Annotated in this window: 26 protein-coding genes; 21 read left to right on the top strand and 5 right to left on the bottom strand. The window is 39.2% G+C overall.

Features of this window, described 5'->3' with window-relative positions:
* Positions 1-15: 15 nt before the first annotated feature.
* From AAG807_RS05290 to mutL, 4 genes are read right to left on the bottom strand one after another with little or no spacing between them, the layout of a single operon-like run.
* Entirely contained in the window at positions 16-1107 is a 1092-nt protein-coding gene (locus tag AAG807_RS05290) for an endonuclease/exonuclease/phosphatase family protein (protein WP_341901446.1), read from the bottom strand.
* Positions 1108-1144: 37 nt separating this feature from the next.
* Entirely contained in the window at positions 1145-2038 is an 894-nt protein-coding gene (locus AAG807_RS05285) for a rhomboid family intramembrane serine protease (protein WP_341901444.1), read from the bottom strand.
* Between the two features lie 8 nt (positions 2039-2046).
* Positions 2047-2847, bottom strand: a complete 801-nt coding sequence (locus tag AAG807_RS05280; protein WP_341901442.1) for a rhomboid family intramembrane serine protease — start codon at positions 2845-2847, stop codon at positions 2047-2049.
* A 1-nt stretch (position 2848) separates the two neighbouring features.
* The gene (mutL, locus tag AAG807_RS05275; protein ID WP_341901440.1) at positions 2849-4741 is read right to left on the bottom strand and encodes a DNA mismatch repair endonuclease MutL; all 1893 of its coding nucleotides are present in this window, start codon (positions 4739-4741) and stop codon (positions 2849-2851) included.
* Between the two features lie 284 nt (positions 4742-5025).
* Between mutL and AAG807_RS05270 the strand changes: the two genes are divergently transcribed.
* From AAG807_RS05270 to trxA, 14 genes are all read left to right on the top strand, one after another.
* Positions 5026-7977 carry a glycoside hydrolase family 3 N-terminal domain-containing protein gene (locus AAG807_RS05270; RefSeq protein WP_341901438.1) on the top strand — a complete coding sequence of 984 codons (2952 nt, stop codon included), beginning with the start codon at positions 5026-5028 and terminating at the stop codon, positions 7975-7977.
* Positions 7978-8124: 147 nt separating this feature from the next.
* Complete coding sequence (gene bshA / locus AAG807_RS05265; RefSeq protein ID WP_341901437.1) at positions 8125-9270, top strand: N-acetyl-alpha-D-glucosaminyl L-malate synthase BshA; 1146 nt, start codon at positions 8125-8127, stop codon at positions 9268-9270.
* Positions 9271-9746: 476 nt separating this feature from the next.
* Positions 9747-10199 carry a DinB family protein gene (locus AAG807_RS05260; RefSeq protein ID WP_341901435.1) on the top strand — a complete coding sequence of 151 codons (453 nt, stop codon included), beginning with the start codon at positions 9747-9749 and terminating at the stop codon, positions 10197-10199.
* Between the two features lie 4 nt (positions 10200-10203).
* Positions 10204-10683, top strand: a complete 480-nt coding sequence (locus AAG807_RS05255) for a hypothetical protein (protein ID WP_341901434.1) — start codon at positions 10204-10206, stop codon at positions 10681-10683.
* A gap of 63 nt (positions 10684-10746) precedes the next feature.
* Positions 10747-11835, top strand: coding sequence for a tetratricopeptide repeat protein (locus AAG807_RS05250; RefSeq protein WP_341901432.1), 1089 nt, complete (start codon positions 10747-10749; stop codon positions 11833-11835).
* Positions 11836-11869: 34 nt separating this feature from the next.
* Positions 11870-12967, top strand: coding sequence for a DUF695 domain-containing protein (locus AAG807_RS05245; RefSeq protein WP_341901430.1), 1098 nt, complete (start codon positions 11870-11872; stop codon positions 12965-12967).
* Positions 12968-13306, top strand: a complete 339-nt coding sequence (locus AAG807_RS05240) for a hypothetical protein (protein WP_341901428.1) — start codon at positions 12968-12970, stop codon at positions 13304-13306.
* 69 nt (positions 13307-13375) lie between these two features.
* Positions 13376-13702: a VOC family protein gene (locus AAG807_RS05235; protein WP_341901426.1), complete on the top strand. Its 327-nt coding sequence runs from the start codon at positions 13376-13378 to the stop codon at positions 13700-13702.
* 309 nt (positions 13703-14011) lie between these two features.
* Entirely contained in the window at positions 14012-15745 is a 1734-nt protein-coding gene (locus AAG807_RS05230; RefSeq protein ID WP_341901424.1) for an NAD(P)/FAD-dependent oxidoreductase, read from the top strand.
* A gap of 100 nt (positions 15746-15845) precedes the next feature.
* The gene (locus tag AAG807_RS05225; protein WP_341901422.1) at positions 15846-16052 is read left to right on the top strand and encodes a DUF2892 domain-containing protein; all 207 of its coding nucleotides are present in this window, start codon (positions 15846-15848) and stop codon (positions 16050-16052) included.
* On the top strand, positions 16049-16252 hold the full coding sequence (locus AAG807_RS05220) for a DUF6132 family protein (protein WP_341901420.1): 204 nt from the start codon (positions 16049-16051) through the stop codon (positions 16250-16252). Before AAG807_RS05225 ends, AAG807_RS05220 begins: the two co-directional genes overlap by 4 nt.
* A gap of 1 nt (position 16253) precedes the next feature.
* Positions 16254-16487 carry a rhodanese-like domain-containing protein gene (locus AAG807_RS05215; RefSeq protein WP_341901418.1) on the top strand — a complete coding sequence of 78 codons (234 nt, stop codon included), beginning with the start codon at positions 16254-16256 and terminating at the stop codon, positions 16485-16487.
* Between the two features lie 24 nt (positions 16488-16511).
* On the top strand, positions 16512-16829 hold the full coding sequence (locus tag AAG807_RS05210) for a rhodanese-like domain-containing protein (RefSeq protein WP_341901415.1): 318 nt from the start codon (positions 16512-16514) through the stop codon (positions 16827-16829).
* 81 nt (positions 16830-16910) lie between these two features.
* Positions 16911-17207, top strand: a complete 297-nt coding sequence (gene trxA / locus AAG807_RS05205; RefSeq protein ID WP_341901413.1) for a thioredoxin — start codon at positions 16911-16913, stop codon at positions 17205-17207.
* 55 nt (positions 17208-17262) lie between these two features.
* On the opposite strand, the gene AAG807_RS05200 is transcribed toward trxA, so the two are convergent.
* Positions 17263-17889 carry an NAD(P)H-dependent oxidoreductase gene (locus AAG807_RS05200; protein ID WP_341901412.1) on the bottom strand — a complete coding sequence of 209 codons (627 nt, stop codon included), beginning with the start codon at positions 17887-17889 and terminating at the stop codon, positions 17263-17265.
* A gap of 154 nt (positions 17890-18043) precedes the next feature.
* Between AAG807_RS05200 and AAG807_RS05195 the strand changes: the two genes are divergently transcribed.
* From AAG807_RS05195 to AAG807_RS05165, 7 genes are all read left to right on the top strand, one after another.
* Positions 18044-18544, top strand: a complete 501-nt coding sequence (locus AAG807_RS05195) for a hypothetical protein (protein WP_341901410.1) — start codon at positions 18044-18046, stop codon at positions 18542-18544.
* A gap of 4 nt (positions 18545-18548) precedes the next feature.
* On the top strand, positions 18549-19118 hold the full coding sequence (locus tag AAG807_RS05190; RefSeq protein ID WP_341901408.1) for a pentapeptide repeat-containing protein: 570 nt from the start codon (positions 18549-18551) through the stop codon (positions 19116-19118).
* Between the two features lie 86 nt (positions 19119-19204).
* Entirely contained in the window at positions 19205-21988 is a 2784-nt protein-coding gene (locus AAG807_RS05185) for an ATP-binding protein (RefSeq protein WP_341901407.1), read from the top strand.
* 216 nt (positions 21989-22204) lie between these two features.
* Positions 22205-23293 (top strand): hybrid sensor histidine kinase/response regulator, encoded by a 1089-nt coding sequence (locus tag AAG807_RS05180; RefSeq protein WP_341901405.1) that lies wholly within the window; start codon positions 22205-22207, stop codon positions 23291-23293.
* A 3-nt stretch (positions 23294-23296) separates the two neighbouring features.
* Complete coding sequence (locus tag AAG807_RS05175; RefSeq protein WP_341901403.1) at positions 23297-24667, top strand: sigma-54 dependent transcriptional regulator; 1371 nt, start codon at positions 23297-23299, stop codon at positions 24665-24667.
* A gap of 151 nt (positions 24668-24818) precedes the next feature.
* Positions 24819-25628, top strand: a complete 810-nt coding sequence (locus tag AAG807_RS05170) for a molecular chaperone (protein ID WP_341901401.1) — start codon at positions 24819-24821, stop codon at positions 25626-25628.
* An 11-nt stretch (positions 25629-25639) separates the two neighbouring features.
* Positions 25640-26188, top strand: a complete 549-nt coding sequence (locus AAG807_RS05165; protein ID WP_341901399.1) for a DUF4402 domain-containing protein — start codon at positions 25640-25642, stop codon at positions 26186-26188.
* Positions 26189-26209 lie beyond the last annotated feature (21 nt).

Here is a 26209-nt window from a genome sequence, read left to right as displayed (position 1 = left end):
AATTAAATAAATAGTTTAAAGTGATTTTTTGTAAATCTTGCAATGAACAGCCCGATGATCAGAAAACGCAGCCGTTTGGATACGAAAGTCATAAGCTCCCAAATCTCCTGAATGGAAAATATAGTCAATTCTTCCTGCGGGAACGCGACCTACATAAGTGACACCTATTCCTGTAGTTGTCTCGCGATAAGAATCAACCAAATCCGTATTGAATTGATTGTAAACGTAGGACATCGGTGTATCGTTGAAGTCACCGCAAACCACAACGGGATAGGGGGAAGTTTTCATATGTTCCATAACACGTTCAGCTTGTTCTGCCCTTGCAGGATAAGCGATTCGAAGCTTATCGATCAATAAACTCAAAGTAGATTTCTTTCCCCCGGCTTGTTTATTCTTTTCCCCGAACAATTCGTAATCTTCCTGCTGTAATTTGATGGATTGTAAATGGATATCGTAAAAACGGATCGTATCGGTTCCTTTTACCACATCGGCATAAATACAGTAATTATCCGTTGTCTTGAAATTCTCAAACATCACATCTCCTTTGGCAATGATCGGGTATTTCGATAACATGCAAATTCCGAAGTTCTGTCGGTTGCGAATCCGGTGTGAATAACGTTCGTGGTAGAATTTGTAATCCATTAAATCTATCAGAGTATCCCGTGTAGAAAAAGCAGAGGGTTTATCCTGATGAAAAAATTCCTGAAAGCAGACCACATCCGGATTGATTCGTTGAACATAGCTTATAATGCTGTCACGCGATTTGTTTCGGTCTGCAGTCGATGAATTGTATACATCAAACAGGCGGACGTTATAACTCATGACACTCCAGGAAGCATCTTCCGTTTGGGGCTTGTCGTCCGAGAAATCGATTGAAAGCGTACGGAAATGAAGGTTTCCCCCAAAAAGGATAGCAATCAGAATGTAAAAGAACCACCTTGACCGCGCAAAAGCCCAATAAATCAGCAGAACCAAAGCAAGACAAATGAAAATAGGGTAGGTCAACCCGAAGAAAGGCAGAATGCGAATCGTTTGTGGACGGACATACGGAGCCAGGTAGGCTAATAGCAGGCAGCAGATTACCGTGACAGAGATAATCTTTATCACGGTGGAAAATCGCGCTATCTTTTTAAACCAACTCAAATTATTTATTGCTCTGTGAAAATAAGAAGTCTTTTTCGGCTTTCGTCAAAGATTCGTAACCGGATTTAGAAATTTTGTCTAAAATTTTATCAATTTTCTGCTGTTTGGCCTTCGCTTCCATGTTGTATTCCTCATCAGTTTTCGCCACTCGACCACCTTTTTGAGCTTTTAATTTCGGACCTTTTCGCTTTCTGCCACTGAAAAAACCTAAAACCCGCTGCTGCAAAGATTCTGTCCAATTGATGATATTGGAAGAAGAATGGATATTCTGAACAGAAAGGAAACCGATCAAAGCTCCTCCTAAATGGGCGAAATGAGCAATGCCATCAATCTGAGTCATTTGAATCAATTCAGAACCCAAATAGATTAATGCAAAAACATATAGTTTTAAAGGAATTATTCCCAATAGATTTAGTTGGATATTGGGTCTGTAAACAGCTATTGCAATAAACAAAGCCATAATAGATCCGGAAGCTCCAAGTACTGCGGGATATTGCCCCATAAATTGTCGCGCAATCACTTCTGCGATCCCACCTGCAATTCCACCCACAATATAGACATGCAAAAGTCTTCTATCGGAAAAAAATTGACGGAACATATTTCCGGCAAAATACAGGAAGATCATGTTAAACAGGAAATGAAGCACACTGAAATGAGAAAAAATACTGGTAATGAGTCCGTAAGGAGCAAAAGCCAGATCGCGCAGGTTTGTCTGTAGCGTAAATCCTTTATCAAGAATTGTATTAAACAATACTTCCTGATCGGTAGTCCTACCGATCAGTGCAAGCAACATAATCAAAGCAAAAACAAGCACATTGACAAAAATCAATTTGATGTGCATTCCACCATGTTTGAATTGAAATTTCAATTCCTCAGATAAATTTCGATCTTGCATCTTAATACTTAATAAAAGTTTTTACCTGTTCTACGCCAAATTAAAACGAGAATTGCTCCTACAATTGCTCCGCCAACATGTGCTAAATGAGCTACATTGTCGCCGGAATTGTTTTGAAAGCTGTTGTATAATTCAAAAACAAAATAACCTCCGATCAACCACTTTGCCTTGATTGGAATAGGAGGGAAGATCAGCATCAGCTGGGTATTTGGGAATAAAATAGCAAAGGCTGCCATTACTCCGAAAATAGCACCGGAAGCACCAACCATTGGGATGAATGATTTCAAGACATAGGATTGAATAGCCATATTCTGAGCAGAACTGATCTGAATTGATCCTAAAAACTGGTTCAATTCGCTGATAGCGGCATCAGAACGTCCGTATTCCTTGATAATCCCATTGATCCCTGCAATAATATGTTCGTCGCCGATGATTCTCTTCATTTCCATGATTTGAAAAAAGCCAACTCCGGCATAAAGCAGGTAAGCTCCCAAAGCAGATGCAACATAGAAGATGAAAAATCGTTTAGGACCCCATAAACGCTCTAAAAAACTCCCGAAGATCACTAAAACATACATATTCATGAAGATATGAAGGAAGCCACCATTTGGAGCCAATATACTTTGGTGCATAAAAAAGTGCGAGACCACTTGATAAGGTTGAAATAGAGGTGTTCCAAAATAATGAGCGCCTAATATGCTCCCTAAATCTATCCCATTTCCCTGAGAATCAAAAAAAGCGGTGAGCAAAGCCATTGCTATATTCAGCAATAATATATTCTTGGTTACGGGTTGTATATTTCCAAACATCTTAAAACAGTTGAATTAATTGTTCATTCGTAATTTGTGCAATAATGCGTTTTCCTGAAGGTGAAAAAGTGTGTTCATCCGCTTCGAACAATCGGGTGACAAAGTCTGTAATTGCTTCCTGGTTATTTTGCAATTTGAATGACATACTGCCGCCAAATGCGATTTGAGCCAATACCGTATGTGCAATTTCCCCTTTATCAAGCGTACCCATTTGCAATTGCTCGATGATCTTATCCACACAGGACAGAACAGTCGATTCATCCAAAATCTCCGGAATTCCGTCAATATGTAATTCTTGCTCTACCCAAGACCAGTTGAAACCGATTCTGGAGAGTGTTTTCTCGTGTTCATTCCAAGCCAGTTGTTCTTGCTTGGACATCTGTTTCTCCATCGGAAAAATCAATTGCTGTGATGCCAGCGGATTTACAAAGAAACCGCGCATCAGATCATCATATAAAAGTCGCTCGTAAGCCCTTCTGTATTGAATAACTAATAATCCTTCCGGAACAGAGCCAATCACAAAAGAACCTTTTAAAATAAACGGCCCGATTGACTTTAACTCCTCCACGTCCAATTCTATCTGAATGTGTTTTTCTTCCTCCCGATAATTGTCAGGAATTTCATTCGCTCCTTCGGAATTCCACAATTCATCCAAGCTTCCCGATTGAAATTGAGAACCGAAACCAGCTTTGTTCAACGCACTTGAAAAGGACTTGTCTTTTGAGCCTGAAGCAGTATTTGAAACGGAATTATTGGCAGAAAATTGTCCTTCACGCGTATTTTGAACATGAAATGGGTTATAGGTCTTATCGACCCGGATCTCCGGTGCAACAGGAGTCTGATTGATCATCGACATCGGAAGATCGAACTCGCTTTCACGCTCGAAATCCAAGGTCGGAGTAATATTGAACTTCCCTAATCCCAATCGGACGGCGCTTCTGATAATACTGTAGATCGCCTTGTCTTCTTCGAATTTGATTTCAGTTTTGGTCGGATGCACATTCACATCAATCTGCTTCGGATCTACTTCCAGGAACAAGAAGTAACTAGGGAACAATTTGGAAGGAAGCAAGTGCTCAAAAGCGGCAGAAATAGCATGATTGAAGTAAGTATCCTTGAAGAAACGGTTATTCACGAATAAGAATTGCTCTCCACGCGATTTCTTTGCCACTTCAGGTTTCCCTACAAAACCATCGAGTTCCACAATATCTGTTTGCTCCGTTACAGGAACCAAATGGTCGTTGAATTTCTTTCCGAAAACATCCACAATGCGCTTTCTGAGATGTCCCGGTGCCAGGTTGTAAATTTCCTGGTCGTTGTGCACCAAACGGAAGGCAATATCATGATGGGGAAGGACCACGCGTTCAAATTCATCAATGATATGCTTGAACTCAACGTTATCCGATTTCAGGAAGTTGCGACGTGCAGGAACATTGAAGAACAGGTTCTTGATCTCGAAATTACATCCGACAGCACATTGAATAGGCTCCTGATTGATCACTTCTGTTCCTTCAATCAGGATTTTAGTTCCCAACTCATCCGAACTACGACGTGTTTGAAGTGTCACATGCGCAATTGCCGCGATGGAAGCCAAAGCTTCACCTCTGAATCCTTTCGTTTTTAAGGCGAACAGGTCGGCAGCACTTGCAATTTTACTCGTTGCATGTCGTTCGAAACTCATCCGGGCATCCAAGGGGGACATTCCTTTTCCATTGTCCACAATTTGGATCAGCGTACGACCGGCATCCTTGATATGCAATTCAATCTTGGTCGCACCTGCGTCAATGCTATTCTCTACGAGTTCCTTCACTACTGAAGCCGGTCTTTGAACCACTTCACCAGCGGCAATCTGATTAGCTACGTGATCCGGAAGTAAACGAATAATATCTGACATGAATGAGTTCAATTTTTGCAATACCAACAAAATTAAGATAATCTCTTAGTTTTATCCGTGTCTTTTTAACAATTCTCATTCCACTTTTTTCCATCTGACAGCATGTCAGGTGGCTTCGATTCCGCTCAGCCACCTTTGTGCAATTTACTTAGCCAACTGGGTGGGGGAAATGATACAAATTGAATCGGGTAAGAGATCGGTGACTGAGCGGAGTCGAAGGTGACGATGTGGAAAACTATTCCAAAGTGATTCATATCTAAAATCAATTAGCTTAATTTTGTTCTATGAACAGAAAGACATTTCGCAAAGCAACTTTCATTTTTTTCCTGGTCCTAGGATCAGGATTGATCACTTCTGCACTTTTAAAGTCCCCAACTCATAAGCCTGCTAAGAAACGCCAAACAAGTGTTGTAACGGACGAAGACCAATGGGTCAATTCGGAAATGGCAAAATTATCGATGCAGGAGCGCATTGCCCAATCGTTTATGGTCGCTTGCTGGTCGAACAAGGGGAAAGAGCATTTGGCAGAAACAGAAGAACTGGTTCGTACACAGAAAATAGGTGGATTGATCTTCTTTCAAGGGGAGCGCGACAATTTACAGGAAGCCATTCAGCAAATGCAGGCAAGTGCAAAAATCCCCTTATTAATCGGGATGGATGCAGAGTGGGGAGTAGCCATGCGACTTTCTGGTGAACCTCGGTTTCCTTATCAACAAACAATTGGGGCAGCGAATGATTTGAACCTCACGGAACGCATAGGTTATCAGATGGGAGTTGAATGTGACATGCTCGGTATTCACATGAATTTTTCTCCCGTTGCCGATGTAAATCTCAATCCACAAAACCCGGTGATCGGATTCCGGGCTTTCGGTTCCGACCCGAAACAGGTTGCAAAACAAACGGCAGCTATGGTGAAAGGAATTGAAGATGCAGGAGTTATTTCCTGCGTAAAACATTTCCCCGGACATGGTGATACGGATAAGGATTCTCACAAAGAGCTTCCAACGGTTTCCCACAGTGTCAATGAATTCGAGACCAAAGACTTTCTTCCGTTTAAAAGTGCCATCGATGCAGGAACACGTTCTGTGATGGTTGCCCATTTGAACGTTCCTTCCCTGGACCCAAGCGGAACTCCAAGCAGTTTATCGAAAGTGGTGATCGAAACCTATTTACGCAAAAAGCTTGGTTTTAAAGGATTGGTTATTTCAGATGCCCTGAACATGAAGGCAGTTTCTGAAAAATACGGGAAATCGGAAGTGGTTGCGAAGGCGTATCTTGCCGGATGTGATATCTTGTTGTTTCCGGAGAATGTTCCGGATGCAATCAAATTGATATCCAGTAAAGTTGAAAGCGGGGAATTAAGCAAAGAAGACGTAAATGAGCACTGTAGACGCGTTTTGAGAGCCAAATACCACGCAATCATTCACAAACCAATGGTGAAGCGTAAAGATCCTGCACCGGAACGGAAACTGATTATTGATCAAATCTATGAAAAGGCTTTGGTGTGCGTTAAAAATGAACAAGACAATTTACCCATTGACAGATTAGACAAACAAATCATTCGTATCGCAGTCGGAACGCATACCGCTGCTTTCAGAGATCGTTTAAATGATTATGCAAAAGTAACTCATTACAAATACTTTACACCGGAAGAAGCTATTCGGAGATTGAAAGAAATCAAATTGGATCCGAATGCGACTTATATGGTGGATTTCCATTCGGACGGTCAGCGGGCGCGCAACAATTATGGTTTCGGCAACTGGAAACAAGTGTTGGAACTTCTTCCTGAAAATGCATCAACAACGGTTGTTCTGTTTGGAAATCCATTGACGCTTCAAAAAGAATCTGAGTTCCCTAAATCCGTGAAATCCATTCTTTGTTCTTATGAAAACACTGCGCCGGCTCAGGAACGCACTGCTCAGGCAATTATGGGAGCATTTGATGTGAATGGAAAATTGGCGATGGAAATCAATGACAAATGGAAATTGGGATTCGGGATTGACCTGAAAAACAATGGGAGATTGAAATATTCGTCGCCGGAAGAATTGGGGTTGAATCCGGAGAAACTGAAGGAAATAGATGAAATTGTGGCAAAAGCAATTGAAGCGAAAGTATTCCCGGGTTGTCAGATTGTGGTTGCAATTGACGGAAAAATGGTCATTCAGAAGTCTTATGGAACAACCATTTACGAAAATGGAGACAGTATTACAAATAATCATATTTACGATTTGGCTTCCATCACTAAAATCGCATCGTCAACAACAGCCTTGATGCGCCTGAAGACGCTGAATAAATTCGATGAAAAAATGGATTTGAACCATTTGGTTCCGGAATATGTAAAAGGAACTCCCTATGCAGATCTGAAAGCAATTGATTTATTGACTCACCAAGCGGGATTAACTCCTTGGATCGCATTTTACAAGCGAACAATGGAGAATGGAGAATTGAACCCAACCATTTACAGTACAACGGATAAAGGAGTTTATAATCGGGCAGTTGCAGACAACATTTTCATCAAGGACGATTACTGGAAAACCATGTTGAAGATCATCGTTGAAACTCCTTTGACAGGTAAGAAGTCTTACGAGTATTCCGACCTGAGTTATTACTTTTTCAACAAATACATTGAGCTTACCAGTGGAATGGGACAGAATGAGTTTGTTGACAAGGAGATTTATCAGCCTTTGGGATTGCAAACAATGACCTATTTACCATTAAAGAAATTCAATAAGAAACGAATCGTTCCTACCGAATTCGACAAGGAATTCCGTAAGCAATTGATTCACGGATATGTGCATGATCCGGGCGCAGCAATGATGGGAGGTGTTGCAGGTCACGCAGGATTGTTCTCTAATGCCACAGATTTGGCTGCTTTGATGCAATTCTTGCTGAATAAAGGTCAGATAGGAGACCAATCGATCATCAAAAAAGAGATTGTAGATCAGTTCACATCGTGCCAATTTTGTCCCGGAAACAGAAGAGGAATTGGTTTTGACAAACCGACAGTAAGTATTAAGAACGGTCCGACATGTGACCTGGTTTCCCCATCCACTTTCGGGCATTCCGGATTTACAGGAACGATCACATGGGCAGACCCGGAGAACAAGGTGAATTTCGTGTTCTTATCGAACCGGGTTTATCCGGACGCGGACAATTGGAAAATAACAAAGATGAGCGTGCGAACGGAGATTCAGCGAGTAATCTACGAAGCACTTTTTGAAGCACGCCAAAAATAAGAGAAAGCACTGCTTTCGATAATAACCAGCAGTGGCTAATTGATAAAAACAAACAAACTTTAGTGCAGTTTTAGAATCAAATAGAAACTGCTTTTGATGAAATACGCATCATAGCTGACTTCATCAAATTAAAATAGACAAACAGATATGAAAATCGGAATCGTATTATATCCCACATTTGGCGGGAGTGGTGTAGTAGCCACAGAATTGGGCAAGGCCTTAGCTCAGAAAGGACATTTGGTCCATTTTATCACGTATTCGCAGCCCGTTCGTTTGGGAAGCTTTCGTGAAAATATTTTTTATCACGAAGTACAACTTTCTGATTATCCACTTTTCGAATACCAGCCTTACGAAACCGAATTGGCGAGTAAAGTGGTGGACGTGGTGAAATACGAAGGATTGGACCTGTTACATGTGCATTACGCCATTCCTCATGCTTCTGCAGCATTTATGGCACAGCAAATCCTGAAAGCACAGGGAATCAACATCCCGTTCATTACAACACTTCACGGAACGGATATTACACTCGTAGGGAAAGACCCTTCTTTTGAACCGGTGATTTCCTTTTGTATCAATGCTTCGGATGCAGTTACAGCTGTTTCGAAGAGTTTAATGAAAGATACTTACACCCATTTCCAGACAACACGTAAAATCCACGTTATTCCGAATTTCATTCAACCGAAAGCGGAATTACCGGTGATCAATATGGAAAAACGCAGACACTATGCACAGGATAACGAATTCATTCTGTGTCACATTTCCAATTTCCGTCCTGTCAAACGCATTACAGATGTGGTTCGCATTTTCCAGAAGGTACAGGAAAAACTCCCTGCGAAACTGCTATTGGCCGGTGATGGTCCGGATCGTGCAATTGTAGAACGTTTGGCACGTGACTTAGGAATTTGTAACAAGATTATCTTTATAGGAAAAGTACGCGAAACGGGACCTATCTTAGAAATCAGTGATCTATTCCTCTTACCGTCTGAAACAGAGAGCTTCGGTTTAGCGGCTTTGGAAGCGATGGCAGAAGGGGTCCCTGTGGTTTCATCGAATACCGGTGGAATACCCGAAGTGAATATTGATGCCTATTCCGGGTTTACATCCAATGTGGGTGATGTGGATGCCATGGCAATCGATGCGATCCGTATTTTGGAGAACAAAGAAACACATCAAATCTTTCGTAAAAATGCCTTGCAGCAAGCAAAGAAGTTCGACTTATCCAATGTTCTTCCATTGTATGAAGAATTGTATGAATCGGTTTTGAAAGGACATGGAGATGCCGTGAAGGTGTAAGACCAATCTTTTCCTCCCGCAGATCTCGCAGATAGCGCGGATTTTAATTTGATCAACTGGTAGGGAAGAAGTAAAAATCAGCATGCTAATTGATACTATATTGTGATCGTCGGGAGTTTATTCCGGCGATTTTTTCTTCCACAGAGCAGATATATATATAGAATACTATTTGGCACTTTTTCTTATGCGTATAAAGTAGATTTTTTCCTCTTCAACCGCTAAGAATGGAAGAACGCAAAGGCTTTACATTCAAACTTAGCGTTCTTTGCTTCTATGCGGTTATTTAAATCATTAGTATATCGTCAGTTTGTGAAAGCAGATTGGCGATTTTTTGTTTTCTTTCGAAAAATCAATATATTAGATACTCCACTAACACCATTGAATACTTTCCGGAAAGTGGAACCACATTTAAAAGTTACGGATCATCGAACGATCCTGGAATAACGTTTCTCGGAAAAACAAAGCTGGTAATACTTATGAAAACAATTTTTGACCCAATTACACGAAACGAACTGATAACCCGCATTCAGAACATAGATGAGCTTTCCCAGGCTCAATGGGGGAAAATGAATCTCTATCAGATGCTGATGCATTGTATCATCTGGGAAAAATGGATTCAGGGAAAAGGAAATCCGGCTTACAAACAGGGATTCATCGGGAAGGTATTCGGTAAAATGGCTCTGAAACGCATGGTCGGGGATGACAAACCATTCGACAAAGGTGTCCCGACATCTACTCAATTTAAAATAAAAGAGACAACGGGAGCTATTGAACCAAAAAAGAACGAATGGATCCAACTCATAGAATCGTATGAAAACTATTCAAATCCGACATTCATTCATGATTTTTTTGGAAAAATGACGAAAGAACAAATTGGCCTAATGGCCTACAAACACACAGACCATCATTTGAGACAATTTAATTCCTGAACTTATGAAAAAGCGCGCTACCTTTTTTTTAGTCTTGCTGATGTCAGCATCATCTTCCTTGTTTGGACAAACAAGAAAGGAGAGTACCGTTAAATTGGAGTGGAAAGAGCAAGGTTTTGTTCACTTCTATACCGCGGAGTATTCTGTTTATGTGAGTAAGCCTGAATTCCTGAATATCCAAAACGAGCTATTGATCGGGATGTTTGACGAATATGCCGATCAGAATGATTCTATCAACCTCAAAAATCCATTCTCCGTATTCAAGCCGGAACAACAAAACCTTCTCTGGGATCAGTTAAAGGAATGTGCAACAGCAGGACACATGCTCATTCTTCCGAATCATTCGAAAAAGAAACTGAGAAGCGTAGTCATTTTTGAAGATAAAGACGTGTCTGCTCTTGGTGAAATTTGGGAATGCAGAGACCCGAAAACGAATCATCTTATTTTTTCCCATAACGTATTAACTACTAATCCCAATTTTTAAATCGATAGCAAATAACTTCGGTTTGGTTTTTACTGCTTAAATTGCGTGCAAATAATTTCAACCATGACTAAAAAAATCAAATTGTTTGGTCTATTGCTTCTTTTGGCAGTGAATCAAAGTGCATTCGCACAAACCAATCAGGAAAAAGCCCTCGAAAAAGGAATGGAAGCCATTAAACTAATGGATAAAGGCGAATTTGATGAAAGTATCAAACTTTTGAAAGAAGCGGAAAAACTGGATCCTGAACGTTTTGATTACCCTTATGAAATGGCTTATGCTTATTACGCCAAAGCAGATTACAAGAAAGCGATCAGTATTCTGGAAAAGAACAGAAAACACAAGAATGTCACCGAACAATTATACCAATTACTTGGAAATAGCTACGATGTTTCAGGAGCCCCTGAAAAAGCATTGGCAGCTTACGACGACGGATTGAAAATATTCCCAAATTCCGGATCTATTTACCTGGAAAAAGGAAATGTATTCTGGATGAAAAAAGAATACGGAAAAGCCATTCCGTTTTATGAAAAGGGAATCGAGGTTGATCCTACATTTTCATCCAATTATTACCGCGCAGCACGCATTTATTGCGGATCCAGCGAAGAAGTCTGGGGAATGATTTACGGTGAAATCTTCATGAACCTGGAGCGCAACAGCAAACGTACAGCAGAAATCAGTCAATTGCTTTTTGATACGTATAAAAGTCAGATTACATTTACAAGTGACAGTTCTTTCTCTGTTAGTTTCAGTAAAAATGCGACGATCAATGTTTCGGATCTGAGCGATCCAGGCAAGTTGAAATTACCTTACGGTGTCGGATTTTACGAACCTACCTTGATGATGGCGCTGCTTCCTGTTAAATCCATCAATCTGACTTCTTTGAATACCGTGAGAACCTCCTTTTTGGACAGCTATTTCAGCAGTGGGAATGACAAGAATTATCCGACCGTTTTATTCACTTATCAGAAAAAGGTGAAAGATGCAGGACATTTGGAAGCCTACAACCATTGGATCCTGATGAAAGGGGATGAGGCCGGTTTTCAGAAATGGTACGACGGAAACAAGGAAAAATTTGAAGCTTTCGGGAAATGGTTCAACGAAAACCAGATAGAAATCACGAACGAGAATAAATTCTACAGCGGGCAGTTTTAAGCCCCCTGCCAGTCATCAAAACTAATTTAACTGAATGAGTCTGTTTAATAAAATTTTCGGGAGTAAACACGTGCCCATCACGTCAAATTCTGAATTCTGGACTTGGTTCCGGCAAAATGAAAAAACATTTTTCAATGTCCTGAATAATAAAAAGGCAGATGTGGAAACTGACTTTTTTAATAGGATAAGTCCCCGTTTAAATGAACTGAAGGAGGGGTACTATTTTTTAGCAGGGATGTTCGACGAGCAAACGGCAGAACTGATCATTACAGCAGATGGAGATATTCCAAATATCGTTTTTGTAGAAGAATTGATTGCTTCCGCTCCAAAAATGGAAGGATGGAAATTTACCGCATTAAAACAACCTAATAATGATGATAAATTCGTCATTACTATGGATAAGTGCGAGTTCAATCATCAGAATATTCATTTTTGCGTCAATCAATTAGAAGATTATCCGGATGAAATTGATATCAGTATCATTTATGATGGTTTAACCGATTTAAATGCAGGTACGGTCCGCAATGGTGTCTACATCTTTTTGGATAATTACCTTGGCGAACTGGATTCATTAATGAATATTGACAACCTTTCTGTTATTAGCAGGAGAGAAGCTGATACTGAAATTATTCCTGTCACCAAATTAAAATCCTATTTACTCTGGCGCCAAAAGGAATTCATTGAGAAATACGAGGGGTTTCGACATGATACGGAAAACGATCTCTATTCTACATTTGAAGCCACGCTCGAGAATGGAAATCCATTGATTGCCATTATGAATACCACTTTGTTGGATTGGGATGCAAAAGCGTCACACCCGTGGATCGTTATTTTCAGGACCAAATTTGAAGGGACAAAAGATAGCGGGCTACCTAACAATGAAGATTATGAGCTAATGAATCAGATCGAAGACGAGATCATGGAGCAGTTAAAAGATCACGACGGATATTTGAATTTGGGACGGCAAACTGCAGACGGTGAACGCGAAATCTTCTTTGCTTGCAGGGAATTTCGTTTGCCATCAAAAGTACTTTACAGCATTCGGCAGAAGTATTCGGAGCATTTCGAAACAAGTTATGAAATTTATAAAGACAAATACTGGAAGTGGTTTGACCGTTTTAATCAGGGATAAATGAAAGTCCGGATCAAATCTCAATCAGACAAACCTTCAGTTGGCGCAATCAAAATACTGCAGCAGCACACTCCTTTCAGTCTGGAAGAAATCCGCAGCAGATTTGTGAATCACGAACCGATTTTTGAATTTGATACCTTGGAAGATGAAAAGGAAGTAGCTACTTTTCAACTAATCAATGAACTAAAACAAGCCGAAGTCCTATTGGAATTTTATGAATACTTTGGAGATGATGAAATACTGGTTGATGAAAACATGATTCGAAACCTATTTCAACGTGCACGTGATATTTCGGAACAGATGGATCGGGAAGATGCATTTAGATCGAATTCTGAGTAGGCAAAATCACACCTAATTTTCTCCCACGGAGGAACACTGAGGAACACGGAAGATTAAACTAATGATTATATGAAACAGATCGAAATCATCATGGTCCCGGTTGTGGATCAACAGAAAGCAAAGGAGTTCTATTTGAAAATGGGCTTCGAACTGATTATGGAAGCACCTTCTGAACATGGTGAAATGTGGATTCAAATGGGTTTGCCAAATTCAGACGTAACGATTTCATTGGCCAAATTTCACGGGATCATTATCGAAACAGAGGATATTGCTGCAAAAATGGAGGAACTGAAAGCAAAAGACATTAAGGTAGAAAACATGCACAAAACTCCCTGGGGAAAATTTGCATGGTTGAAGGATTTGGACGGAAACAGTTTGTGCTTGCACCAGAAGTAAGTGCTTCATTTTTAACCGCTAATAAGCGAAGAGCGCAAAGGGGATAATGGTAAAACATGGTTCAAATAAGAACCCTGTGTTCATCTGCGCCAACGCTGTAGTTAAGGCGTAAGCGTTCCGTGGCAGATGTTTAAAGAGAATTTACATTAAAAAAGCCGCAAAGATGCAGAGTGCGCTAAGTTGGGAAGTCCCTTTGCGATCTTACACTCTCTGCGGTTAATGAAAAGTGTCATTTACACCAACTAAAACAGTTACTTATCATCTCCATTTGCTCAATTCTTCCTAAATTGCACGCTCTTAACTTAAGCAATGCGAGGAATTGATCCTAAACAACACTACGATGTTGTCATTATTGGTGGTGGAATAAGTGGATTAACCTCTGCGGCTCTTTTCAGTAAGGCCGGAATTTCCTGTTGTGTCATTGAAATGGACAATCGTCCGGGTGGTTACCTCGCAGGATTTCGCCGTCATGACTTCCGATTCGATTCTGCCATTCACTGGCTCAACAATTGCGGACCAAACGGATTGGTGACGAAGATCTTCAAGATTATCGGAGACGATTACCCGAAATGCAAGGATCAAAAGAACATTCGTCGCTTTGTAAGTGATGAATATGATTACCTGGTGACCAATAATCCGGATGAACTGAAGGAACAGTGGATCAAAGAGTTTCCTCACGAAAAGAAAGGGATTATCCGCTTTTTCAGGGATGCAAAACGCATCGGAAAATCGTTTGACCGCTACGCAAACTTAAGTCGCACCATGAATTCCATGGCCTGGTATGAATATCCTATACATGGATTGAGAATGCTTGGATTTGCTTTGCCTTTCATTCCACACGTGCGCTATACCGGCGAAGAAAAATTAAAAAAAGGATTAAACAGGTATTTTACCGACGAAAAACTGCACCGGGTATTCTGCTCGGAACCGGATGTACTTTCTTGTCTGATCCCGATTTCCTGGGCATACATCAAGGATTTCCAACTTCCACCGGATGGAGGGAGTCAGAGTTTTCCGGAATGGCTGATGTACACAACGGAAAAGATGGGGGGCGAGATTTTCTTCAAATCCAAGGTTACAGAAGTTTTAGTGGAAGATCATGTAGCCAAAGGCGTAAAATTCGACCATCGTGGAACTATCCATACGATTTCAAGCAAATATGTTGTTGCTGCTTGCGATGCGGAAACCTTGTTCGAGAAAATGCTACCTCAAAAAACCGTTCCGAAGAAGATGAAGGATCGCTTGAAAGGAGCGCCCTTATACGCTTCGGCGATTACAATTGCACTTGGAATTGATTGTCCTTCGGAAGAATTGGGTTTAGGAGAGGAAATCATCTTTTTAGCCGACACATCTGTTGCGCGAGAAGATTTAGGTCAGGGAGATCCTCATTTGAGCGGAATTCACATCCTGGCTTCAACCGTACGGGATAAATCCTTATCCTTACCGGAACACGGAACAATCACCTTATTCATTCCTGCATGGATGGAAAACAATAATTTCTGGGGGTGCGAAATCGATGAGAATGGCGATTACATTCGCGGAGAAGAATACAACCGAATCAAGGATGAATACGCGAATATCTTGATTGATCGGGTGGAAGAGAAGTTGATTCCGAACCTGCGCAAGCATATCTTGTATTGCGATGTGGCAACTCCAATCACACACTTCCGCTATACAGGAAATAAGAACGGGACCATGATGGCGCAAAAACCGGGCAAGGAAAATTACCAGGGAAAAGTGGCTTCCTACATCACACCGGTTAAAAACCTGTTCCTGAGCGGTCATTGGGCAGATTTGGGAGGAGGAATTCCGATTGCGATCAAATCTTCCATCAATACAACCTTATTGGTATTGCAAAAAGAAGACAAGAAACGTTTCAAGCTGCTCTCCAGATACATGGATGGCAAGATTGGAACGGATGAATTGAGAACTTCCGATCTATTGGTGAAGTACGACAATTCCTGGATCAAGGATCCAACTCCCGCTCAAAAGAAAGTAAAGAGACGGGAAGAGGGGGAAAGCAGCGATGTAAAACAAGATTGATCGAATAAATCAAGCGAAAAATCAAATTATTTATCGAATTGTGACTTTAGTCACTGTATATCAATTTTCATTGTCTCAACTTTGTAAAAAACAAGTGATTATGAAAATGAATATGCACACGATAGACCGGATCATACGGGTTTTACTTACCCTTGCAATAGTAACACTTTATTTTTTAGGTTACCTTTCCGGGACACTCGCAATCATTGCATTGGTTGTAGCAGTAATCTTCACATTGACCAGCCTGATTGGTTTCTGTCCGTTGTATAGCTTAGTTGGAATATCCACCAGGAAGAAAAGCAAATGAAGCAATTTTTAAAGAACTACCGATTACATCTTATCGGTGCAATAATCGGTGGAATCGGAGGGTATGCCTATTATCATTTCATTGGCTGCTCCAGTGGTTCCTGTGCTATCACATCAAAACCGATAAACAGTACGCTATACGGTTCGTTTATGGGATTTTTACTTTTTAGCAGTTTCAAAACCAAAGCAAAAAAAGAATAAAATGGAAGGAACAATCATTGATGTTCGCTCTTATCAGGAATACCTGGGCGGACATGTTGCGGGAAGCGTACTGATTCCTTTACAGGAAATTCCCCATAGATTAGATGAAATACGGCAATTTTCCCAGCCGATTATTTTGTGTTGTGCAAGCGGGAACAGAAGTGCAGAAGCAGCTCAATTTCTTCAAAATAACGGCATCCAATGTTCTGACGGTGGAAGTTGGATGGATCTGTAAATGTGAATAGTTAAATCAGATAATATGATACAAGGTTTAAAAAAAATATTCGGACTAGGTCCGAAAGTAGATTTCATTGAATTAATGAGCAAAGGAGCTCAGATCATAGATGTAAGAACCCCATCAGAATTCAACAGCGGACATATTAAAGGCTCTTTAAACATTCCCTTGTCCAATATCTCCGAGAATCTCGCCAAAATCAAAAAAGACAAGCCTGTCATTACTTGCTGCGCTTCCGGAATGAGGAGTGCATCGGCCAGAAGTATTCTTACTTCGAAAGGATATCGGGAAGTTCATAACGGAGGAGGGTGGATGAGCCTTCAACAAAAGATTCGAAAGTAAAACAGTATTAACAATTATTGCAAAAGCAAAAGGGTAAATCCCTCATTGAATTTCTAACTTTGAAAAATAAGCACAAAAGTTATGGCATCTTTTTCTGAAATAATAAACTCCGACAAACCCGTTTTGGTTGACTTTTTTGCTGAATGGTGTGGTCCATGTAAAACGATGAAACCTATCCTGGAAGATTTAAAAACCAAATTGGGTAGTTCCGCTTCTGTTCTGAAAGTGGATGTGGACAAGAATCCGCATGCAGCAAGTAAGTACCAGATAAAAAGCATCCCGACATTGATCCTGTTCAAAAAAGGAAAACCGGTCTGGAGACAATCGGGTGTCGTTCCGGCAAACCAGTTGGCGCAAATCATCAAGCAGCATCAGTAAAAAAAGAGCCTGCCGTGCCACAACAGACTCTTTCATTTTGGTTGGTTATTGTCGGTTAGTTCAAAGTAATAGTCAATTCATCCAAAGGAATCCGCACTTTTTTCGCTTTTGAAAGGAAATCAGCTTCTTCATTGCGGTAACCCAAAGCAAGAATCACAGCAGATTGCAATCCTTTTTCTTTCAACCCCAAGATTTCATCAAAAGCAGCATTGTCAAATCCTTCCATCGGAGTACTGTCAACTTTTAAATTCGCGGCAGCAATTAGTGCTGTACCTAAAGCGATATAAGCTTGTCTTGCTGCCCAGTTCTTTACAAATTCTTCAGGCATACTTGCAAATCCGGACAATTTTTCTTTGAAATCATTTAAGCTTTCGACCGGAATGTTTCGTGTGTTTGCAACCAAAGAAATATATTCATCAACATGTGCTTGGGAAACGTGCGTATAAGAAGCAAAAACCAACAGATGAGAAGATTCACTTACTTGTGGATTGAATGAAGCAGCTTGCAATTTTTGTTTGATTTCCGGATCTGAAATAACCAGTACCCTGAAAGGTTGCATTCCGGCAGATGTTGCTGTCAGGTTGATCGCTTCGAGTATTTCAGTTACTTTTTCATCTGATACTTTTTCAGAAGTCATGCGTTTTGCGGCATAACGCCAGTTCAATGTGTCTATTAAATTCATCGTATGATATATTTAGGGATAAAGGTAAGTTTGAATAGTTTCAAAAAGATATGGATATACTTTAGGAAACCGGTTTCCTTGAGGAAACTTACAAGAGATTTCCAATCCGGAAGTAATCGTTCAATCGAGAAAGAATATCACTAAATTTATCCTGATGAAACTGAAAAATTCGGCTATCCTGTTTTTACTCTTAGTCATTCCACTCATTGGAGGGACTCAAACTACCTGGAAAACACTGGAAACAGAATGGTATTCTATCAAATACCCTTCTGAGTGGATTTTCAAAAGAGTAAATGACCAAAACTTTGCGTTGATGGACTCTGAACAAAGCCCTTCTTTTTATGTGGGATTCGAGATCGTAAACTATGAAGGATCACTCGAGGAATACGAAGAAGATGTGCTGAATCATTCGGGACTGGATCACATAACCAGTGTGAAGCGTGATCGGATCAAGTGCGGGAATTATGAATTTGTGCAGGTGTCCTTAGTCGGAACATCCGATAATCCTCCGGAAAAATTGAGAACAGATGAGAAGTTTACTTTCTATCAAAAAAAACTGATCATTATTTCAGCAATTTACAACGATGATGCACATGCAAAGGATTTCGAGAAAACAATTCAACGATTTTTCGATTCTTTAAAATTAACCAACTGATACCATGAAACTTCACGAAGGAAAAACATTCAACAAAGTCAATTACGTCAACAAGCAACTTATCAATAACGAATTCAGTAATTGTGTATTTGTAGAATGCGATTTCAAGAAAAGCAATTTCAGCAATATCGATTTCGTGGATTGTGAGTTTGTTGGCTGTAATTTTGCCTTAACCATTCTGAAATTTGCCGGCTTGAAGAACATCCATTTCAAGGATTGTAAAATAGTAGGAGTGGACTTTAGCGCCTGCAATGACTTCCTGTTCACCGTTCAGTTTACAGATTGTACCCTGGATTATGCCACATTCCATTCAAAAAGTATGAAGAATACGGTTTTCACCAATAGTATCCTGAAAGAAGTGGATTTCTCCGAAGTGAATTTAATGCAGGCAGTCTTTAATAATTGTGACCTGACACGAACCATTTTTGATAGAAGTGTCTTGGACAAAGCGGATTTCAGTACATCTGTCAATTTCGACATCAATCCGGAACGGAACAGAATAAAAAAGACTGTTTTTTCTTCCAATGGCTTGATCGGTCTGCTCTCAAAGTATGATTTAGTTATAAAGGATTAACTACTTGTTTTTCGAATTGTTTTTTTTCTTATTTTGACTTTGACTAAGGCCACATAAATTGAAACGAATTAAGTAATGTTTAGTTTATGCTCAATAATTCTACCACTTCACACACCATGCATTTCGGATTTGCGAAATGTCAACTCATTTTGGATAAAGCCGGTCTTATTGCCGATGCCCGAATACTTCAATTAAATCAGTCATTCACAGAAATAACCCAACTAGAACAAACGCATTTATTGACCAAGTCATTCAAAGAATTGCAACTAGACAAGACTGGTTTTGATTGGGGCAAACTACTCACTCATCTAATCAATTTTGAGACGGAAAAATCGTTTAGTTTCAATGATTTTGATCAGACCAGAATCTATGAAGTGGAGCTGATTCCTCAAAATAAGGAAGAGATCATTTGTTTGTTCTCAGAAGCTGATTATTATTACGGTCAATTGGATAATCACGTCAATCGTTTCAATACTTTTTTAACCAATTTTCCGGGTGGAATTCTGATAGAAACATCAGACTTTAAAATCCAGCAGATGAATAAGAAATTCTGCAGTTTGCTGGGATTGGAAATAGACGAGCATGTATTGGAAGGAACAAATACGGCAGACCTCATTGAGACCATAAAAGTATTATTTAAAGATCCTGATTTTTTTAGTAGCAGAACACGCGCTATTCAAAATGAAAAGCAGGCCGTATTGGGTGAGGAATTGGAATTATCAGACGGGAGACTTTTTCAAAGAGAATACATTCCCATCGTTTTTCTAAACGGATATGTGGAAAATCTTTGGCTTTATAATGATATCAGCCGAAGAAGAAAAACGGAAGAAGCCCTTGAGAATCAAGCTGCTTTACAGAGAATCTTGATGGATATTTCCTCTAAGTATATTAACATTTCATTGAATGAATTGGAAGATGCAATTCACACCTCATTAAGAGAATTGGGTCAATTTGTTGGTGCTGACCGGGCTTATGTTTTTAGTTATGACTGGATTAATGGTATTTGCACCAATACTCATGAATGGTGTGAAGAAGGTGTTTCCCCACAGATAGATGAATTACAGGCTATACCATTGGATCATATAAAAATTTGGGCAGGAACTCATCGGAAGGGGAAAAACATGAACATTCCCGATGTTTACGAATTACCCGAAGGGCATGAAGTGCGCATTCCACTTGAACAGCAAGAAATATTAAGTCTCCTTGCAATTCCAATGATGGATGGTGATGAATGTCTCGGGTTTGTCGGTTTTGATTCCGTTAAAGAGCATCATGTTTACACTGAAAAGGAAGAATCTTTGCTTTCTGTATTTTCCAGAATGCTGGTGAATGTGAAACAACGAGCGGATTTGGAGCGCAAACTGATTGATGAAAAACAAAAAGCAGAAGCTGCAAGCAAGGCAAAAACTGAATTTTTGGCCAATATGAGTCATGAAATCAGAACACCGATGAATGCCATTTTAGGTTTTAGCGAAACGCTCTATCACAAAACGGATAATCCGCAATTTAAAAAGATGATCGAATCTATTCTAAATAGTGGAAACTTGCTTTTAGCGCTTCTAAATGACATTCTGGACCTCTCAAAAATTGAAGCTGATAAGATTGATATTGTAAAAATGCCTGTTGACACGATTAATATCGTCAACGAAATCAAGCTTCTTTTCTTTGAAAAAACCCTCAAAAAAGGTGTTTCACTTTCTGTTGAAATAGATCCATACTTCCCCAGAGGATTATTGCTTGATGAGATTCGGTTCAAGCAAATAATCTTCAATTTAGTAGGTAACGCCATTAAATTCACGCACAAAGGATACGTAAGAATCAACTTAACATTTGAAGCTATAAGCGAAATGAAAGGTCAATTAAGGGTCGATGTGATTGATACCGGAATTGGAATACCTGCCGATCAGCACGATGTGGTTTTTGATGCGTTCAGGCAACAATCTGTTTACTCGAACCGACTTTACGCAGGCGCAGGTTTGGGATTATCCATTTCCAAACGATTGGCTGAAAAAATGAATGGTCGAATCGAATTGTGCAGTGAATTGGGAAAAGGTTCTCAATTTTCACTCATCATTCCGGAAGTTGAAATTTGCAATGATTTTATAGAAAAACCAAATCCTTTTTTACCGATCGATCATGTCTATTTCGAAGACAATTTGATCTTGGTGGTAGACGACGTTCTTTCCAATATCATGGCAGTTGAAGGATTATTGGATGAAATGGGGTTGGAAATCATTTCTGCCGATAGCGGTGAAATGGCATTGGAGATCCTAAAAACAAAAACGCCCTCGTTGATATTATTGGATATTCGGATGCCAAACATGAACGGATACCAGGTGGCAGAAAAATTAAGATCGAACCCTAAATTCAAACATGTGCCCCTGATTGCATTAACGGCATCTGTTTCAGCTCAAACGGATCAGGAGTTATCCGTGCATTTTGATGGTTTTTTGTATAAACCCACTAATAAAGCAGAATTGGTCAATGTGCTCATGAAATATTTACCTTATAAAAGCCATTCATCGGATTCAGCATCCAATCAATTAGACGAGAGTTTGAGTCTGAATATCAATCCGGAAGTAGGTCATAAACTTTCCGAGATTCTGGCTGTTTTAAATCACGATTTCCTACCTGCTCATTCACTCATAAAGGATGGAATGGTTCTGTTTAGAATTGAAGAGTTTGGCGTCAATTTACTGGAATTCGCACAAAAGTATCAGTTTGAATATTTGGAAAACTATGCCAAGTTGCTCTTGAACCATGTTGATAATGTGAATCTCATGGAGCTTTCATCTACCTTGGGTGAATTCCCATTGATACTCAAGAAAATTCAACATCTAATTGATGAAAGAAATAAAAACTTAAACTAATTTTTAAGGAAGTAATTGCATCAAACATCTTAATATCAAAAAAACAATTCTTATATTGTAATATTAAGTTGTTGAAGTTTTAAGAGAAATAATTAGACAAGCAATTCCAACTTCTACACTGGTACATACTAATTAAGATTGCTTTTATATTTCCGTTTTTTATCAGATCGGAACAGGAATAAGTAGCAATCAGCAAACACGTTCAAACCGCTATTTATGGATTACACTCCAAAAATATTGATTGTTGATGACAACATAGAGAATCTGAAGGTTGTCGGAAACATTCTGCAATCGGAAAAATTTGATATTGCCGTTTCTTTAAACGGGGAAAGTGCAATTAACATTCTTCTGAATAATGAAATTGATTTGATTCTAATGGACATTATGATGCCTGAAATTGATGGCTTGGAAACTTGTCGTAGAATTAAATGTATCGACTCTTTAAAAGAAATCCCGCTCATATTTTTAACTGCAAAGGCTCAAACAAATGATATTTTGGAAGCTTTTGAAGCAGGCGGTGTTGATTACATATTCAAACCATTCAATAGATTAGAGCTTCTTGCAAGGGTTAATACGCATCTTGATCTGTTTCTTTCCAAACGAAAACTGAAAGAGCTTTATAAAAACAGAGATTTTATCTATTCTATCATAGCACATGATATCAAGTCTCCGTTTAATAAGATCACTCAATTCTTACAAATGCTGAATGAGGGATATCTTGATAAAGATTCCGGCGATTATGAAGCGCTTTTGGATTTATTAAACACCGAAACTCAAAAGACCAATGAATTAATTGACGAATTAATTGAATGGGGACAATTGTTAATGAATGAAAATCACAATCAACTGCAGTCGAAACATCTTAAACCGATCATAGATAGTGTAATTACATTTTTAGAGCACCAATCATCCTCTAAAGCATTGGAAATACAAAACAACATCGATGAAAAGGCTAAAATAATTTGCGACGAAAGATCCATTGAGGTTATATTCCGTAATTTACTGGCAAATGCAATAAAATTCACTCCGGACGGAGGGAAGATCACTTTTTCAAACGAAGAAAACACTCAGAAAGTATTCATACAACTGAAAGATTCGGGAATTGGAATGACTAAAGAAGTGCTGGAAAAAATATTTGAAAACAATGAGTTTTATAAAACCAACGGAACAAACAAAGAAAAAGGATTCGGTTTGGGACTGCTGATAATAAAGGATTTCGTTAAGAAAAACAATGCAGAACTTAAAGTCGATAGTATCTCAGAAGAAGGGACAACTTTCACAGTAATCATCGATAAATCTATTTAAAACATGGAAGAAAACACAACTAAACTCAACCTTTTGATTATTGATGACGATCCCTTTTACAGACGTTTGTCGGCCTCAATTTTGGGTGAAAAATTTACCGTGTTCACTGCTGATTGTCCATCGGACGGATTGAAAATCTTGAAAAAGGAGAAAATCAGCTTTATTGTTTCAGATTACATCTTGCCGGAAATGACCGGGTTACAATTGCTGGAAAAAGTAAAAGAGGAGTACCCGGATATCGAGGTGATCCTGATCAGTAACTCCGGAGATATGGATACTGTAATTGAAGCATTAAGAAAAGGAGCGGCCGATTATTTTAAAAAACCATTCACTCCCGCCGATATTTGGATGTCCATCGAACGGGTAATGAAATACTCACTACTCAAGCAGGATCTGGATAAACAAAAGCAACAGAATGTCTTTCTGAAAAAAGAATTGAAAAGTGAAATCGGAAGTATCATTGGGAAATCAAAACCGATTTTGAATGTCATAGAGCAAATTAAAATGGTTGCTCAAACTCCTGACACTTCTGTTCTAATAATAGGGGAAAGCGGAACTGGAAAAGAATTGGTCGCAAGAGCAATTCATGATTTTAGCGATCGAAAAGATCAGATATTCGGCGCTTCCAATATGTCAGCCATTCCGGATGCTCTTTTTGAAAGCGAATTTTTCGGGCATACCAAAGGTAGTTTCACCGATGCTTCAACAGATAAGGCCGGTTGGTTTGAAACAGTCAATAAAGGCACTCTCTTTCTGGATGAAATTGGCGAAATGACCTTAAATCTGCAAGTAAAATTGTTACGCGTATTGGAGGATCGAAAATATACGAAGGTTGGTACACAAAAAAGTGTTCCATTTGATGTCAGAATTGTCTCTGCGACCAATAAAAGTATTGAGACATTGACGGAGAATACCAGCTTCCGACTTGATCTATTTCATCGCTTAGGAACATTTATCATACATATCCCGCCACTTCGGGAGCGGAAAGAGGATATTCCGATAATAGCAAATCATTTTTTGAATTCCCTCAACAGCAAAATGGGGAAGGATATTCGAGGAATTAGTGAGGATGCTTTGGAATTGTTTAATGAATACCGTTTCCCCGGGAATGTCAGGGAATTACGGAATCTAATGGAGCGTGCTGTGATACTTTGCAATGAGAATGAACTTCAAAGCAAACATTTCGATATCATCAAATCATTTTCGAATACGAAAAGATTGGATGAAACTTTTGACCTGGAAGAAATTGAAAAAAACACCATTCTTCGGGCATTAGAGAAAACAGATTACAACAAAGCAGAAGCAGCACGATTATTGAACATTGAGTGGAATGCCCTTCATAGAAGACTACAAAAATATAACCTGTTAACTTAATCAGTCCAACTATTCGTTTTCGAATAGTTGATCCTTAAAAACGAAGAATGAACCGGTAAATAAAAAAATAAAAAAGAAGCTAAAACAAAGATATACTGTATGTTATAAAAAACGGAATGAGAGTTGATTTGAATGGTTAAAAATAGAAACCATGAAAAACAAACTATTCTTATTGTTCACTTTATTTGCTGGAATCAATGCAAACTCACAAAGTGATTTATTAATTACTCCATTCCGTGTAGTATTTGAAAACGGTAAAAATATCGAAGAACTAACCGTTGCAAATACAGGAAAAGATACTGCCAGATATACCATCAGTTTTTTACAATACAAAATGCTTAGTACCGGGAAACTGGAAAAAATAGATTTGGCTGAAGATAGTATTTTGTTCGCCGATAAATACCTACGTGTTTTTCCTAAATCCATCACTCTGGCGCCAAATGAAGCTCAAATGGTGAGACTTCAATTGAAAACACCGGCCGATTTAGCATCAGGAGAATATCGCTCCCATTTATATTTCAGATCTATTGTGGATGAAACTCCGGATATGGGAACTGAAAGAGATACCACTGCAATTGGGTTCAAATTAGTGCCTGTTTATGGAATTACGATTCCGGTGATCATCCGAATAGGTCAATCTCAAGTAAAAGCGACAACAACAGAGGTGAAAATAACGGATGTCAACGGTTCCAAACAAGTGGATTGTAAAATCGAACGATATGGAAACATTTCAACCTTTGGTCAATTGGAAGTCGAACATACTTCTTTAACAGGTGTTAAGACCTTGATTGGAAGAGTAAATGGTGTTGCAGTTTACACTCCTATCCACATGCGAGACATTTCGATTCCTTTAACAATTCCGGAGACAGTAGATCTTACCAAGGGAACACTTTCACTCAAATATTACTCAAAAATTGATGGGAAAGAAATCTATTATTTCAATCAACCGATCAGTTTGTAATTGCATTTCAGATGTGTTTTTCAAATTGGACATACCCAAAGTCTTTACTGGCTATAGTAATTGCTTTCCCTTGTTTTTTGTTTGCTCAAAACAATTTGGAGAAAGAATCCTCTGGTTTGAATGAGAAATCAGTTACTATCAGTCAAGAAGAACAACACATTTCAATCACCAATCTATCCGAGTTTAGTTTCGGGGCTTTTTATCCGGGGAAGTTTGGGGGGAGTATTGAAATCAATAAAGATGGTATCAGATCTGCAAACGGATCTGTCATCCTACTAAATTCAGAATCAAATGCTTCAGCGGCTATTTTTGAGATCAAATGTCCCTCCAATACGCTGATTCAGATTGTAATCGACAATAGAATTGAGTTACGGAATGAATCAGGAGAAACCATTATTTGCGAACCAATCATTACTGAGCCAACCCATTTCGTTAGTCCCAATAATGCTGAATCCGGTTTCCTGTATAGTGTTGGTGCCAAATTGAATATTCAGGATGCATCATTTGAATCTACAGGTAAGTATTCCGGAAGAATGAATGTTTTTATCATACTCGAATAGAATCCGATGTTTCACCATTCA

The sequence above is a fragment of the Fluviicola taffensis DSM 16823 genome (assembly GCF_943372375.1).
Lineage (GTDB): Bacteria > Bacteroidota > Bacteroidia > Flavobacteriales_D > Crocinitomicaceae > Fluviicola > Fluviicola taffensis_A.
The sequence above is the reverse complement of the archived record's forward strand: the minus strand, read 5'-3'. Positions and strand labels throughout refer to the sequence as shown.

Excerpts from the sequence above, each read along its gene's own strand:
- AAG807_RS05255 (WP_341901434.1), top strand. The coding sequence starts at position 10,204 with ATGAAAAAGCGCGCTACCTTTTTTTTAGTCTTGCTGATGTCAGCATCA.
- AAG807_RS05285 (WP_341901444.1), bottom strand. The coding sequence starts at position 2,038 with ATGCAAGATCGAAATTTATCTGAGGAATTGAAATTTCAATTCAAACAT.
- AAG807_RS05250 (WP_341901432.1), top strand. The coding sequence starts at position 10,747 with ATGACTAAAAAAATCAAATTGTTTGGTCTATTGCTTCTTTTGGCAGTG.
- AAG807_RS05180 (WP_341901405.1), top strand. The coding sequence starts at position 22,205 with ATGGATTACACTCCAAAAATATTGATTGTTGATGACAACATAGAGAAT.
- AAG807_RS05190 (WP_341901408.1), top strand. The coding sequence starts at position 18,549 with ATGAAACTTCACGAAGGAAAAACATTCAACAAAGTCAATTACGTCAAC.
- AAG807_RS05195 (WP_341901410.1), top strand. The coding sequence starts at position 18,044 with ATGAAACTGAAAAATTCGGCTATCCTGTTTTTACTCTTAGTCATTCCA.
- AAG807_RS05280 (WP_341901442.1), bottom strand. The coding sequence starts at position 2,847 with ATGTTTGGAAATATACAACCCGTAACCAAGAATATATTATTGCTGAAT.
- mutL (WP_341901440.1), bottom strand. The coding sequence starts at position 4,741 with ATGTCAGATATTATTCGTTTACTTCCGGATCACGTAGCTAATCAGATT.
- AAG807_RS05260 (WP_341901435.1), top strand. The coding sequence starts at position 9,747 with ATGAAAACAATTTTTGACCCAATTACACGAAACGAACTGATAACCCGC.
- AAG807_RS05170 (WP_341901401.1), top strand. The coding sequence starts at position 24,819 with ATGAAAAACAAACTATTCTTATTGTTCACTTTATTTGCTGGAATCAAT.
- AAG807_RS05185 (WP_341901407.1), top strand. The coding sequence starts at position 19,205 with ATGCTCAATAATTCTACCACTTCACACACCATGCATTTCGGATTTGCG.
- AAG807_RS05215 (WP_341901418.1), top strand. The coding sequence starts at position 16,254 with ATGGAAGGAACAATCATTGATGTTCGCTCTTATCAGGAATACCTGGGC.
- AAG807_RS05240 (WP_341901428.1), top strand. The coding sequence starts at position 12,968 with ATGAAAGTCCGGATCAAATCTCAATCAGACAAACCTTCAGTTGGCGCA.
- AAG807_RS05270 (WP_341901438.1), top strand. The coding sequence starts at position 5,026 with ATGAACAGAAAGACATTTCGCAAAGCAACTTTCATTTTTTTCCTGGTC.
- AAG807_RS05220 (WP_341901420.1), top strand. The coding sequence starts at position 16,049 with ATGAAGCAATTTTTAAAGAACTACCGATTACATCTTATCGGTGCAATA.
- AAG807_RS05230 (WP_341901424.1), top strand. The coding sequence starts at position 14,012 with ATGCGAGGAATTGATCCTAAACAACACTACGATGTTGTCATTATTGGT.
- AAG807_RS05175 (WP_341901403.1), top strand. The coding sequence starts at position 23,297 with ATGGAAGAAAACACAACTAAACTCAACCTTTTGATTATTGATGACGAT.
- AAG807_RS05235 (WP_341901426.1), top strand. The coding sequence starts at position 13,376 with ATGAAACAGATCGAAATCATCATGGTCCCGGTTGTGGATCAACAGAAA.
- trxA (WP_341901413.1), top strand. The coding sequence starts at position 16,911 with ATGGCATCTTTTTCTGAAATAATAAACTCCGACAAACCCGTTTTGGTT.
- AAG807_RS05245 (WP_341901430.1), top strand. The coding sequence starts at position 11,870 with ATGAGTCTGTTTAATAAAATTTTCGGGAGTAAACACGTGCCCATCACG.
- AAG807_RS05165 (WP_341901399.1), top strand. The coding sequence starts at position 25,640 with ATGTGTTTTTCAAATTGGACATACCCAAAGTCTTTACTGGCTATAGTA.
- AAG807_RS05200 (WP_341901412.1), bottom strand. The coding sequence starts at position 17,889 with ATGAATTTAATAGACACATTGAACTGGCGTTATGCCGCAAAACGCATG.
- bshA (WP_341901437.1), top strand. The coding sequence starts at position 8,125 with ATGAAAATCGGAATCGTATTATATCCCACATTTGGCGGGAGTGGTGTA.
- AAG807_RS05225 (WP_341901422.1), top strand. The coding sequence starts at position 15,846 with ATGAAAATGAATATGCACACGATAGACCGGATCATACGGGTTTTACTT.
- AAG807_RS05210 (WP_341901415.1), top strand. The coding sequence starts at position 16,512 with ATGATACAAGGTTTAAAAAAAATATTCGGACTAGGTCCGAAAGTAGAT.